Annotated in this window: 10 protein-coding genes; 6 read left to right on the plus strand and 4 right to left on the minus strand. The window is 41.4% G+C overall.

Annotated features, from left to right (window positions below):
• Positions 1–29 precede the first annotated feature (29 nt).
• The 3 genes from GXP67_RS11750 (at position 30) to GXP67_RS11760 (ending at position 3,424) form a co-directional block, all read left to right on the plus strand.
• Positions 30–740, plus strand: coding sequence for a hypothetical protein (locus GXP67_RS11750; RefSeq protein ID WP_162443301.1), 711 nt, complete (start codon positions 30–32; stop codon positions 738–740).
• 202 nt (positions 741–942) lie between these two features.
• The gene (asnS, locus tag GXP67_RS11755; protein ID WP_197901683.1) at positions 943–2,388 is read left to right on the plus strand and encodes an asparagine--tRNA ligase; all 1,446 of its coding nucleotides are present in this window, start codon (positions 943–945) and stop codon (positions 2,386–2,388) included.
• Between the two features lie 166 nt (positions 2,389–2,554).
• A complete protein-coding gene (locus GXP67_RS11760) occupies positions 2,555–3,424 on the plus strand; it encodes an AraC family transcriptional regulator (RefSeq protein ID WP_162443302.1) in 870 nt (289 codons plus the stop codon).
• Between the two features lie 235 nt (positions 3,425–3,659).
• Here the strand turns inward: GXP67_RS11760 and GXP67_RS11765 are convergent, their stop codons facing one another.
• Both GXP67_RS11765 and GXP67_RS11770 read right to left on the minus strand, forming a co-directional pair.
• Positions 3,660–4,115: a hypothetical protein gene (locus GXP67_RS11765; RefSeq protein ID WP_162443303.1), complete on the minus strand. Its 456-nt coding sequence runs from the start codon at positions 4,113–4,115 to the stop codon at positions 3,660–3,662.
• 197 nt (positions 4,116–4,312) lie between these two features.
• Entirely contained in the window at positions 4,313–5,365 is a 1,053-nt protein-coding gene (locus GXP67_RS11770; protein WP_162443304.1) for a threonine aldolase family protein, read from the minus strand.
• Positions 5,366–5,594: 229 nt separating this feature from the next.
• On the opposite strand from GXP67_RS11770, the gene GXP67_RS11775 reads away from it, so the two are divergent.
• Positions 5,595–6,950 (plus strand): caspase family protein, encoded by a 1,356-nt coding sequence (locus tag GXP67_RS11775; RefSeq protein ID WP_162443305.1) that lies wholly within the window; start codon positions 5,595–5,597, stop codon positions 6,948–6,950.
• Between the two features lie 76 nt (positions 6,951–7,026).
• Here the strand turns inward: GXP67_RS11775 and GXP67_RS11780 are convergent, their stop codons facing one another.
• On the minus strand, positions 7,027–7,689 hold the full coding sequence (locus tag GXP67_RS11780) for a class I SAM-dependent methyltransferase (protein ID WP_162443306.1): 663 nt from the start codon (positions 7,687–7,689) through the stop codon (positions 7,027–7,029).
• A gap of 403 nt (positions 7,690–8,092) precedes the next feature.
• Entirely contained in the window at positions 8,093–8,350 is a 258-nt protein-coding gene (locus GXP67_RS37385) for a hypothetical protein (RefSeq protein ID WP_232065165.1), read from the minus strand.
• 458 nt (positions 8,351–8,808) lie between these two features.
• Here GXP67_RS37385 and GXP67_RS11790 point away from each other — a divergent pair, with 458 nt between their 5' ends.
• Together GXP67_RS11790 and GXP67_RS11795 are read left to right on the plus strand one after the other, a co-directional pair.
• Positions 8,809–11,148 carry a glycoside hydrolase family 20 protein gene (locus GXP67_RS11790; RefSeq protein ID WP_162443307.1) on the plus strand — a complete coding sequence of 780 codons (2,340 nt, stop codon included), beginning with the start codon at positions 8,809–8,811 and terminating at the stop codon, positions 11,146–11,148.
• 533 nt (positions 11,149–11,681) lie between these two features.
• Positions 11,682–14,015, plus strand: coding sequence for an ABC transporter permease (locus tag GXP67_RS11795; protein WP_162443308.1), 2,334 nt, complete (start codon positions 11,682–11,684; stop codon positions 14,013–14,015).
• The last annotated feature ends 66 nt before the right edge of the window (positions 14,016–14,081 follow it).

The following is a 14,081-nucleotide window of genomic DNA, read 5'->3' on the forward strand; positions in this document are numbered from 1 at the left end:
AAATTAAAATTCAATAACCCCAAGTTGCTATGAATCAGAAACAACTCAATGTGCTTACCATGTGCAAAGCTGTATTGGCGCACCTGGATTCCAAGCCGGCCGTATGGAATGGATTTTCACCTTTAGTAAGTGTGGTACATAATTTCCGTACCTCAGTACTGGCGCTTCACCAGCAAAACATGACGCAAGCAGAACGCTCTACGGTTGGATACACCAAAGACCGCAACGACCAGTTAAATGCCATGTGTGACCTGGCTTTTAATTTACTGCTGAAGATCAGATCGTATGCCCGTATCACCAACAACCAGGTATTATTACATGCCATAGATTATTCGGAAAGCCATTTGCGCCGTGGCCGTGAAACTGAAGTAATTAACCGTTGCCAGTTGATACACGACCGGGGAAAAGAACATTTAGTAGCTTTATCCGATTTTGTGGTTACACCCGACATGCTTACCCAGTTACAAAGGGCAATTGATACCTTTAGTCCCCTATCCGCCAAGCGGGATATTATTCTGGGTGAACGTACTACGGCTACGGCCAACATTCCGCTTCTGATCGAAAATATCCGCAAAGAACTGCGAACCCTGGATGACCTGATAGCCGGGTTAATAGCTGATAAAGACTTTGTTACTACCTATGGGCAGGTACGTCAGATTGTTGACCGGGGGGCAGAAGCGAAGCAGAAATCAAGAAAGACAAGCAAACGGCATAATTCAAGGATTCATCTACTTAAATAGCTCTCATATGATAAACTATATACTACTATCTTAAAATTTTTCCGGGTCTTTTAGTGTAGTATTCTGAGGAAATAATACCAGCAGGAAACATGGCAGATCAGGCAGGAAAACCAGATTATATTTTAAATTTGAAAAAGTTTTTGTAAACCCGCAATGTTTTTAAAACTTGCGGGTTTACTGGTCTTACACGATTTTTAAAGATATGATGGAAAAAAGAACGCCTGTTAAAGAATTGCTCCGCTCTACAGCTTTTGGTACTCAGGTGCACGTAAAAGGTTGGGTCCAAACCAAAAGAGAAAGTAAAAATGTGGCTTTTATTGCCTTAAACGATGGCTCAGTTGTTCACCACCTGCAAATTGTAGCAGAAGTAGAAAAATTTCCGGAGGACGTTCTGAAAAATATTACCACTGGTGCTTGTATTGCCGTTACCGGTATGTTAACAGAATCTCAGGGACAAGGGCAGAAAGTAGAAGTACAGGCTACAGCTATTGAAATTTATGGCACGGCTGATGCTGAGAAATATCCCTTGCAACCCAAACGTCATTCTCTGGAATTTTTGCGTGAAATTGCCCATTTACGTCCGCGTACCCGTACATTCGGTGCTGTATTGCGCATCCGGCATGCCATGGCTTTTGCGATTCATAAGTATTTTAACGACCGTGGATTCTTTTATCTTCATACGCCCATCATTACCGGTTCTGATGCCGAAGGTGCCGGCGAAATGTTCCGGGTTACTACGCTTGATCCCATAGATCCGCCCTTGAATGAGTTTGGTACGATAGATTACAAACAGGATTTCTTCGGAAAAGAAACCAATCTGACCGTCTCCGGACAACTGGAAGGTGAATTAGGAGCGATGGCATTGTCGCTGGTGTATACCTTTGGCCCTACATTCCGGGCAGAAAACTCCAATACGGCCCGTCACCTGGCTGAGTTCTGGATGATTGAGCCCGAAATGGCTTTTTATGACCTGGAAGATAACATGAATCTGGCAGAAGACTTTCTAAAATACCTGGTGCAATACGCCCTCGATCATTGTATAGATGATCTTGAATTTCTGGATAACCGGCAAAAAGAGGAAGAAAAGAATAAGAAACAGGAAGAACGCAGCCCGATGGGCCTGGTTGAAAAACTCAGGTTTGTCGTGGATAACAATTTTGAGCGTCTTACCTATACTGAAGCCGTTGATATTCTGATGAAGTCTAAACCAGCACAAAAAGGACAGTTTGTGTATCCGGTGAGCTGGGGGACTGATCTGCAATCGGAGCATGAACGGTATCTGGTAGAAAAGCACTTCAAAAAACCAGTGATCTTAACCAATTATCCCAGGCAGATCAAAGCTTTTTATATGAAGCAGGATGAGGATGGAAAAACGGTAAGAGCCATGGATGTGCTGTTTCCTGGCATTGGTGAAATTATCGGAGGGTCGCAGCGGGAAGAAAACTATGAGAAGCTATATTCCAGAATCCAGGAACTCAAGATTCATGAAGAAAGCCTGTGGTGGTACCTGGAAACCCGTAAATATGGCACGGCCCCTCATAGCGGCTTTGGCCTGGGCTTTGAGCGGCTAATCCTGTTTATTACCGGCATGGCTAATATCCGGGATGTGATTCCATTCCCAAGAACTCCCCAGAATGCAGAGTTTTAAAGCATAATCATTAAAAGGAGAAGCCGCTATAGATAACTATAGCGGCTTTTTTATTGAATAATCATTTTCTCTGTTTCAACTACTTACTCAATATTATCCGGTTTTGACTGTATTTTATCAGAAGTTCTGCGTATATTTAAGATTACAAGACAAAAATGGATAATAAATGAAGGCTCTTGTACAGAAATCACCTATACCTGATTCTAAGGCATTTGTAGTAAAAGACCTTATTGCTCCCTATTTTGATCCGGTCTGGCATTTTCATCCGGAGTATCAATTATTTGTGGTAATAGAAGGCCGGGGTACCCGTTTCGTAGGCGATAATATCAAGCCGTTTAAAGAGGGCGATATGGTTTTTACAGGACCAAACCTGCCTCATTTCTGGCGGAACGACCAGGTGTACTTCGACCGCAAAAACCATTTAAGTACCCATGGCATCGTTATCTATTTTCAGGAAAACTTTCTGGGAGATTCCATTTTGAAGAAAGAAGAGATGGAAAAAATCCATCAGCTTTTTCAAAAATCAAGCTTTGGGCTGGAAATACGGGGCGAAACCAATCAGGAAGTTACCAGATTAATGCACCGCCTGCTTTCTCTGAATGGAGTGGCCAGTCTGATTGGCCTGCTCGAAATTCTCGACATATTAGCTCACTCTATGGATTGCCATCCGATTGCACATTCGGGGTATATTAACCAGTACAAGGAAAATGAAAAAGACCGGATGGGCAAAGTGTACGAATTTGTTACCAAGCATTTCAATCAAAAGATCAGCCTGGAAGAAGTAGCAGCTCTGGCCAATATGACGCCCACTTCATTCAGCCGTTATTTTAAGTCGAGGGTAAATAAATCGTTTTCAGAATTTCTGGGCGAAATCCGCATTGATCATGCCTGTAAGCTGCTGCATGAAGAACAGATCAATATCAGCCAGATTGGCTATGAATGTGGCTTTCCTACACTTTCCAACTTCAATAAACAGTTTAAGGAAATTACTGGAAAAACGCCTTTAAAATACAGAAAGGAATATTTTCAGGCATAATACTAACTTGTTGTATGTTGATAGTAGATAGTATTCTACATATAAATACACTCATAACACTACACATTAGTTTTTGTATCTGATGTGTGGCTTATATTTAAATCAAAATGCCTGGTTTTTTAATGCCAGGCATTTTGATTTAAATATGTATAATGGAGATATATCAAGTATAAGTATTTATGTTTAGAGTAATATAAGCTTGCATAAATGGCCTAAATAGCTCCATAGAAAGTGATTATTTTCCAAAAAGCCCGCCTAAACCTCCACCTAATCCGCCTACACCTTTTTTCAGTAGATCACCTACGCCTCCTAAATCGCCGCCGAGCATTCCGGCAATATCAGTATCGGATTTGCCAGTTGTTTTTCCCTGAATTTTACTCAGAATAAAAGGTACAGCAAAAGTAGCTACCTGCTTAGATACACTTTCCGGTAAACCTAACTTGGAAATCAGGCTGCCTGCATACTGGTTCACGATATTGGTAACAATCGGATTGCCGCTGGTGCTTCCTCCTTTTAACAAACCCATTAATCCGGAAATATTGCCACTAGTTAACTCATTTTTTAGGCTGTTGGCAATAGAATCTTTGGCGATATCCACAGAGGCATCGGCTTTGTCTGGTGTTAACCCAGTTTTCTGGGCAAGCATGCCGGTAAGTTCGCCTTTCATAGAATTTACTAAGTCTTGAATCATGGCATTGAGAGGTTAAGGAGTTAAAATATATATAAGAAGAGGAAAAATAAAGATGAGAAATAAACAAATAATAATTCGGACTTTATCTGATATCCGCTTATGTGAAAGCTAAATAAATAACTCCTTCCTGCAAAAGATGTTGTAGAGAATAGTGCATTTATTTACTTGTATAGCTCCTGATTGCTATACATCTTACTCTACTTTGTGGCCAATACAGGCAATTTTTGCAACACGACGATCAATCTTTCCAGCATCGCATCCGTAAAGTCCAGGTGAGTAACTATCCGGATTTTATCTTTGCCAAAAGCAGAAGCAAGTATTTGTTGTTCTTTCAGGTAAGTCAGAAAGTCCTGTGTTGTTTTTTCGCTGCTAAGTTTAAAGATTACAATATTGGTATCAACCGGAAGGATTTCTTCTACTACCGGAAGTTGCTGCAGTGCCTGCGCAATTTTACGGGCACGGATATGATCTTCAGACAGTCGCTGTATGTGATGATCCAGTGCATAAATTCCTGCCGCCGCCAGAAACCCAGCCTGCCGCCATCCGCCGCCCATTAATTTACGCATCCGCTTGGCTTTTGCAATCAGTTGGTGGCTTCCCAGCAATACAGAGCCTACCGGAGCACCCAGCCCTTTAGATAAGCATACCGAAATCGTATCAAAGTATTTTCCATATTCTGCCGGACTTTCGCCGGTTGCTACCAGGGCATTAAACACCCTGGCTCCATCCAGATGCAGGGAGATCCTATGTTGCCTACAAACTTTACTAATTGCAGCAATCTGGTCTAAAGTATAGTAACAGCCACCGCCTTTGTTTACTGTATTCTCAAGTGCTACCAGCGAAGTTCTCGGATAGTGCACATTGTCATCATTGATATTTTCCAGTACATCCTGTGGTGTAAAACGCCCTCTTTCGCCATGCACCAGGCGCACGGAAGCCAGGGAATTTACGGCAATGCCACCACCCTCATAATTGTAGATATGTGCCAGTCTATCGCAAATCACTTCATCTCCAGGCTGGGTGAGAATACGGATGGCAATCTGGTTGGTCATTGTGCCGGAAGGACAGAATAAACCGGCTTCCATACCGAAAATATGGGCCGTTTTTTCCTGCAATTCATTCACCATAGGATCTTCTTCATACACATCATCGCCTACCTGCGCACTCAACATAGCCTGTAACATACCTGGGGTTGGCTTAGTAACTGTATCACTTCTGAGGTCTATTATTTCTTTTAATGTAGTCTGCATAAGCAAGAGAGTTTCACGCAAAAATTCCGGGTTACAAACATATCGATTTTACATCAACCATACGACAATTACACTCCGGATAAATTGCAGGTTATATGCTAATCAGATATATAAGTAAATGACATTCATTATATCTGTTTAGATAATAAGGCTGTTACTTTTATTAACTTGTTTATTATCTTCGTGTACTGTTAAGAACACTTATTCTTTAATAACAATTGCTACGAAAATGATCATTGCTACGAAAAGATTTAAAACTATAGTATTACCCTTTTATTTTGTATTGTTTACCCTGCTTACCAGTTCCTGTGCTACAGTGTTTAATGGAAGTAAGCAGAAAGTAATGTTTACCTCTAATCCGGCCGGTGCTGAAGTATTTATAAATGGGAAAACTACCGGCAAAGTTACGCCTTGTACCGTAAATGTCCGCAGAAAAGTAAAAGCAAGCCCTAATAACCGGCAGAACGAACAGTATTATGTATTGAAAAAAGAAGGCTACCATGACTACGAGATCAAAGACTGGCGGGGAATTTCCAGTGGTGCTACTATTGGTAACTCAATTGCAACTATAATTGGAGCCACCTTTATTGGCGTAGGTGCCGGAAGCGGCAATGATACTACCTTTCAAACAGGACTGTTGCTTGGCCTTCCTATGGTTGCGAGTTTCCCATTAGATTTTATGACTGGCGCTATTTACACCTATGACAAACAAATTAATGCCAACTTAATTAAGAAGGAACGGGAAGTAGTGTATCTTAAAACTGATTCTACAGTTTTTAAACCTACAGACCCTACTGAAAAATTAGCCAAAGTGTATGCGGTAATTGTAGGCGTTTCGGATTATCACGATAAAAAAATGAACCTGAAATATGCCGATGATGATGCCAGGCTTTTCTACAACTTTCTCAAAAGTCCGAATGGCGGGGCTGTTCCGGATCAGAATATAACCTTACTGCTTAATACCGATGCTACACGTGCAAACATTATCAAGGCTGTAAATAACCAGTTTAAGAGTGCCTTTGAAGAAGATGTAGTGATTGTATATATGGCCAGTCATGGCGTTCCTTCTTCTCATGGCGATGAGCTATATTTCCTGGGTGCCGATACAGATCGGGAAAACCTGGAAGGTACCGGTGTTTCGCAGTATGATATTCAGAAAGCGCTGAATAATTGCAAGTCTCAGAAAAAAATATGGATCTCGGATGCCTGCCATTCCGGAAGTGTGGGTGCTAATGGTTCTATTATGCGGGGTGAGGAAGAAAGAGCAGCCTCTAATATGGTAAACCGCTTATTATCCAATGTGGCTAATTATGATAAAAGCCTGATCCTGCTGACTGCTTCTTCTGCCGGAGAAACCTCACAGGAATCTGCCCAATGGGGGGGTGGACATGGTGTATTTACCCATTATCTGGTGGAAGGTTTACAGGGTGCCGCTGATGAAAACAAAAACGGGCTGGTAGATGTGCGGGAGTTGTATGAATATGTACGTTCCAGAGTATCTAAAGACACCAATAAGAAGCAGTTTCCTGAACTGAAAGGAGTTTACCAGAACAGATTCCCGATGAGTGTAGTTACTTCTAAATAATTATCTCTATAATCTCATATAAAACAAAAGCGATAGGTATTAAGCCTATCGCTTTTGTTTTATATGAGGAAGATTTTCATTGCTCTGTCTTTACTGCCGAGACAATCAACGATTCCATTTTATAACTATATCCGGCTATGGTTTGAAGCGGCTCCTCTTTTTCAAAAATGTTTGTTATGGTAAAGCCATTATTAGCAAGCAATTCAGTAACATCCTCTTTATTATACATGGTAAAGCCATACTTTGTAAAGGGTAGCGATTCCATGATGTGCTTTGGCCGGATGCCCATTACAAGTAAGCCTCCCGGTTTTAATACCTGCTTAATTTGTGCAAGTACTGTTGCAGGATTTTCCCAGAAATAGAGAGTATTCACTGTAAAAATCTTATCAAAACTCTCTTTTTCAAAAGGTAGATTACATGCTCCGGCTGATATAAATTGAGCCTGTCCGTTTTTAACAAATACCTCATTTAATTTCTGCGCCTGTCCTATCATTACCTCAGAAAAATCACAGCCTACATATCTCACTGAAGGATAGTTTGAGAGAATGTCTTTTACAAAAAAGCCATTGCCCATACCGATCTCCAGAATTCTGTCATGTGCCTGGTGTTGCAACTGTTCGATGGTAAAGAGATTTATGTGCGCATTGCTCTCATTCATTTTTTCGCCTACCTGTATACCAGCTTCCCCATAAGGTTGCCTCAATTGCCGGGCAACTGCCTTGATTTGTTCTTCATCCATATTTATAATTATAAGAAAAGTTGCAGGCGAAAGATACTATAATTCCCTGCTCACATATATAAGCAGGTTTTGAATTTTCGGATTGCCACCACAAAAATCAATACTATATATATTAAATACAAGTTTGCTCAACAATCTATGGAACAACCATACAAATCAAAATCCCCTCCTGCATTTTCCAATTTTCGATAGACAAGATTCTCTGCTATGGTGATTTTTGCCAAAGTGAATATCTAAGTTCTCGAAAGAAACCCACTAAACATGATGCTGGTGAAGATTGTTTAATACATCCAGACTTACCTTTACTTCTTCTCTGTAAACGATGCGGGCTAGATAGGATTATATGTTCATTTATCCTTATAGATCGCTGACCAGGTTGATATATGGCTAGAAATTTTCTGCTTTATAGTAGATAACCAATCAGTTTTACTACCGGGAGTAATTTTTCGACCTGTTTTGGGTGAAGCGCTCTTTTGCCATGGACAAATTTTGAGACAATGCCCTGTGACAGACCTGCCTGCCTTTCGATTCCATTGATAGAAAGCATATCTTTTCTAGCAGGATCAGTCAAAAACTTCTTCAGGCTGACTTGATCTGAAGGTAATACAATAGGGATAGCAGATCCCTTTGAGGAGGATTTAGTTTTATTTAAAGTTTTCAAGAAAAATTAATATTTTATATAACCCAATATGTGCACAAATATGAGAAGGAATCACATAAATTCATAAGTTGAAAGGCATTTTATACATGGTTCCGGAGCAATTTGAGGAAAGCAGTTATCTCAGAAACTAAAATATTAGAAAGCTAGGAAGGGCCAGTGCTGTTTACGTTCAACTTTTTGCGTAATGTAGATGTACGTTTGTAGGTAGACTGATCTAATCCTATTCATGGCAGTAAAAGAATATATAATCAGGAGCTTAAAAAGTATACGATGGCAGATTGTGTAGGGAAATTAAGAAAAATGGTGGTCCACCATCTCCCGGTTTTTTGATTTAATTTAATACCTAATCAAAAGATTTTTTTATCTTGATTGCAAGCGGCCAATTAAAATCCCAGAGCAGATCATGCTTATGTGGTTTTATAATTTCTGCTGTGTAGATACATAGAATACTCATTTTTATGAATGGCTTCAAACTAGCTCCCCAATCTGTTTTTACATTTCAGTTTATCTTTGTCATATTTATGACGGCCTTATTGCCCGTACAGCCTCTTTTTGCCCAGAAAAAGAGTAGTAAGCAAAAGGCAAACACTGTTCAGTCTACCATATTGCTGGCAGAAAATGAGAAGAGTCTTTACCGGGTTGTTATTCCTGCGGCCGCTACTGTGCATGAACTCAAAGCAGCCAAGGTACTTCAGGAATATGTGCTCCAGATCTCAGGAGCAGTTTTGCCTATTATAGAATCCACCAAAGACACCAGCCGCTATGAAATTGTGCTAGGCCAGAATGAACGCTTAGATGAATTAGGACTTAACATCAATTTTAATGAATTGAAAGAAGATGGCTTTCTCATCAAAACTGATAGTTTGCGCCTGATTATTGCCGGTGGAACCGAGAAAGGGACATTATATGGGGTATATACTTTTCTGGAAAACTACCTGGGTTGCCGGATGTATACTTCGCAAGTGAAACGCATTCCCCAACAAAAGCGCATTGCTTTAGGAAAAATCAATGATCTACAGATACCTGCTATCCGCTTCCGGGACGTTTTTTACAAAGTCGCATGGGATGCTGAATATACCGACTGGCATAAACTGGATCATAATGAAAAGGGCGACAGAACAGACTGGGGTATGTGGGTACACACCTTCAACGAACTGGTGCCGCCACAGATATATTACCTGGAACATCCGGAATATTATTCATTGGTAGATGGGAAACGGATTCCAACCCAGCTCTGCCTGACTAATTCAAAAGTACTGGAACTTACCATCCAAAACCTGCGCAAAAAAGTGGCACAGAACCCGGCTGCTACCTACTGGTCTGTTAGCCAGAATGACAATCGTAATTATTGTACTTGTGATCAATGCCGTGCCATTGACGAGAGGGAAGGTTCGCCCTCCGGCTCCATTATCCATTTTGTTAATCAAGTGGCAGAACAGTTCCCGGATAAAATAATCTCCACTCTGGCCTACGAATACGGGCGGAAAGCACCTAAACATCTCAAGCCACATGAGAATGTAAATATTATGCTTTGCAGCATTGAAGTAAATCGCGACAAACCCATACCTGATGATGCCACCAGTGAGGATTTCAGGCGGGATGTAGAAGAATGGGGCAAAATTGCGAAAGATATTATTGTATGGGATTACGTGATTCAATTTAATCACCTCATCAGCCCTTTTCCGAATCTGCATGTACTCCAACCCAATATTGCTTTCTTCTCCAGAAATGGCGTATCGGCTATGTTTGAGCAGGGTAATAAGGAAGTTGGCGGTGAATTTGCAGAACTTCGCAGCTATCTGCTTTCAAAATTATTGTGGAATCCGGCACTGAATGTGGATACTTTGATGAATGATTTTCTGCAAGGATATTATGGGGCAGCTGCCAGGCCGATCCGAACTTATATTGATGAAATGCATGCCGCTTTACGAAAGTCAGGCGCAAATCTACGTATTTTCGGAAGCCCGAATGATGCCGTAACCAGCTACCTCACTCCTGCATTAGTGAAACGCTACGAACAGTTGTTTGATGAAGCCGAAAAGGCAGTTGCACAAAATCCGGAACTTTTGGAGCGTGTCAGAATAGCACACCTGCCGCTGCACTATGCCGTGATGGAGCAGGCAAAGAAAAACTTCTCCGGAGAAAATGGGGTATTTATTAAAACCAGTGAAGGGTGGCGTATACGGCCCGATATCCGTTCCAGAATTGATCCATTTACAGATTTGTGTATCCGGCAAGGCGTAACTCTGATAAAAGAGTGGAGTACCACCCCAGAAGAATACCGTTCTGCCATGTACCGCTTATTTTCACAAGGCATGAATGAGCATCTGGCTTACCATAAAAAAGTACAGTTTATTAGTCCTGATCCTGGCAAACTTCCCAGGGAAGCAACCGCCATGCTTACTGATGGTGTACGAGGAAGCCATGACTATGCTTTTAACTGGCTCACATTTGCCGGACAAAACCTGGAAATTATTATTGACCTGGAAGAAGCAAAACCGGTAAAACGGATCGAATCTGCTTACCATCAATATGCGTTCTGGTTAACTATTTTACCCAAAAAAGTAGAATATTTTGTTTCAATGGATGGGAAAAATTTCGAGCAGGTGGCCGACATTGCTAATACATTACCTATTGATCAATATGGCGGACAGCAACGGGATTTTATTGCAGATTTTGAACCACGGCCGGTACGGTATATTAAAATAAAAGCATATACCCTGGGGAATACGCCTGAGTGGCATCCGGGGGCTGGCCGTCCGGCTGTTATGCGTGTGGATGAGATTGTCGTAGAGTAGCAAAATTAATCTATTCTGCTGTATTGTGTCATTGAATGACTATATAATCTACTGTTAGTAGCGTTTACGGCTTGTTTGCTGGCTGCCCTACAGAAAGCGATATATGCCGCCTCATATTGTTGCTTTCAACTCAGGTCTTGTGGTGAAGAAGGTTTTTGCAATATTTAGCGTCTGCTTGCAAAGTTCCCTTGTGGTGCGGCTATTACTATTCTCAGAAATATTCTAATTATTCCCCGTAATTACCATCAGTTAGGTATGTGATAATCAGACATTCTAACACACCCTATTATTAGATCCGTCCAAGATATAACCTATCAATAAACCTTTTGTCTGGAAACGCACAGGTAGTGTCCGTTATCGGACAGCTTTGACTGGCGTTTTCTGAAAAATAATCTGATTCCTACTTAGTAAAGGCACTTTTCTTTTTGGTGACTTTTTTGTGGCTTCTCTCGTAAAGGCTTGGTTTTCAATTTTCTCATTATTATGTATCATCCCATATGCTAAGGAATTTCTTAACAATTGCGCTACGTAACTTGTATAAACAGAGGTTGTTTGCCATTTTTAATATCCTGGGTATTTCTATGGGTATTGCCTGCTGCATTGTGGTATATCTGTTCATTTATCATCTATACAGCCAGGATGCCTTTCATAGAAATGCTGCTTCTATTTTCATGGTTAACCATGTGCGGACGGTGAATAACCAACCCGAATTGTGGACACCTTCACCGGCCGCTTTAGCACCAGCTTTACAAATGGAAGTAGCCCAGGTAAAGCGGGTGGTGCGCTTTCATAATATAGATGCAGTAGTAAAATATGGCCGTAATCTATTCCACCAGCAAATCCATTTAGCCGACGCTGATTTTTTCAATATGTTCAGTTTTCCTTTACAAGAGGGGAATGCTCAGGTACTTAATGATCCTTCTGCGATCGTACTTTCGCATGAGATGGCAATAAAATATTTTGGCCGGGAGCAGGCAATGGGTAAACTGTTAACTGTGTCAGTAGATGGTACATTCAACCGTACTTTTAAGGTAATGGCTGTAGCTGCTCCTTTTCCTAATACAGCCAGTTTCAGCTTTGACATGTTAATTAATTATACCATTGGCAAGCACCTGGGCTGGCAGGATCAATCGTGGAAGCAACAAGTGAAGGCAACTTTTATAGAATTAAATTCCCCGGTAGCCGCACATGCCGTAACTCAATCACTGAGCAAATATGTTAAACTGCACAATCAGATCAATCCTCAATCTCCTATCTCTGCATTTTACCTGGATAATCTGCGGGATGTTTCTCTGCATGCGCATAAAACCAGGCATGCTTTTTCTTCAGGCACCTCCCCCACAGCCATGTGGGTATTGGGCATACTCGCTAGCCTGGTGTTACTCATGGCTTGTTTCAATTTTATGAATTACACCATTGCCACTTCTAACACCCGTTTCAAAGAAATTGGCGTGCGGAAAGTACTCGGCAGTAACCGGAAGCTACTCATTTGTCAATTTATAGGCGAAAATCTGCTTACAGCTTGTTTTGCACTGGCAGTAGCTCTACTCTTAGTGGATGCCCTGTTTCTGCCTGCCTTTAGCCGTATGATTGATTTTTACTCCCTCCGGTTCCACTTATTGGATAACTGGAAACTGATTGCATTTTTGTTTCTATTGCTGGTCGGCATTAGCTTAGTGTCAGGTTTATATCCCTCCCTCTATATCAGTTCATTTCATCCGGTGAGTATTCTGAAGGGGAATGAGCGTATTAAGAATAATCTTATATTAACCCGAACCCTGCTTGTATGGCAGTTTGGGCTTTCCATGTTTACGGTGGCGGCAGCTATCCTTACCACACAAAATGCACAATTCCTCAGAAGGATGGATGTAGGCTACGACCAAACCCGGTTACTCGTGTTACAAGCCCCTACAGAGGGAAGTTTCAATCAACTCCGTAATGCTGCCGTGAAATTTCCAAATGTGGTTGGCGTAGCTGGTTCCAGGGACCAAGTCGGGCAGACAAAGGATAATAGTGTTTTGCTGGAATACAAAACCGCTACAACGGCCGTTGAACTGATAAATGTAAGTGCCGGATATATGGAACTCTTAAAGTTCCGCCTGATAGAAGGCCGCCGTTTCCTGCCTGATTCTCATTTTGATGCCGATAATGCCATTATCGTCAATGAGTCATTGGTGATGGCCATGGGCTGGTCGCAGGGGGTAGGTAAAAGGATACGACTCCAAGAACAATCTTACCAGATAGTGGGTGTAGTTAAAGACTTCAATTACCGTTTCTTTATGCTCAAGATTGCCCCTTGTGTATTAAAGCTGAATGCCCCACAAGAAAATAGGGTGTTGACCATGAAAATAAACAGCGGGGATATTACTGCTGTATCGGATTATATGAAAGCCCATTGGCAAAAAGTGATACCTGACCTGCCTTTTGAGATGTTTCAACAGGAAGATGTATATTCAGCCAGTTATGATGAATCACGCCGCATAAAAGATGTATTTACCTATGTTGCCCTGCTGACCCTGCTTATCTCAGCTATGGGGCTTTATGCATTGATAGCCCTCACGATTGCCAAAAAAACCAAGGAAATCGGCATTCGCAAAGTACTGGGAGCTTCAGCATGGAATATTGCGAGGCTTGTCAACCAGGAATTCCTGTTCGTGATCACCTTAGCGGGTATTCTTTTTTTACCACTGGCTTTTTTCCTGCTCAGGCGCCTCCTCGATCAAGAGTATGCGTATCACATTCCTGTTACGGCAGGTGTTTTTATTTCTACGTTAGGAGTAATGTTAGTAGTAACAATCATCACAATTAGCATACAAGTATTTAAAATTGCAACTTCCAATCCGGTGAAAGCTTTACGGACAGAGTGAATAAAAGCGTTTAGCTAGACAAGTATCACCAGTAGCCGGGTTTCTCTTTTTAACAGATAATATACT

Source organism: Rhodocytophaga rosea, from assembly GCF_010119975.1.
In the GTDB taxonomy this organism is placed as follows: domain Bacteria; phylum Bacteroidota; class Bacteroidia; order Cytophagales; family 172606-1; genus Rhodocytophaga; species Rhodocytophaga rosea.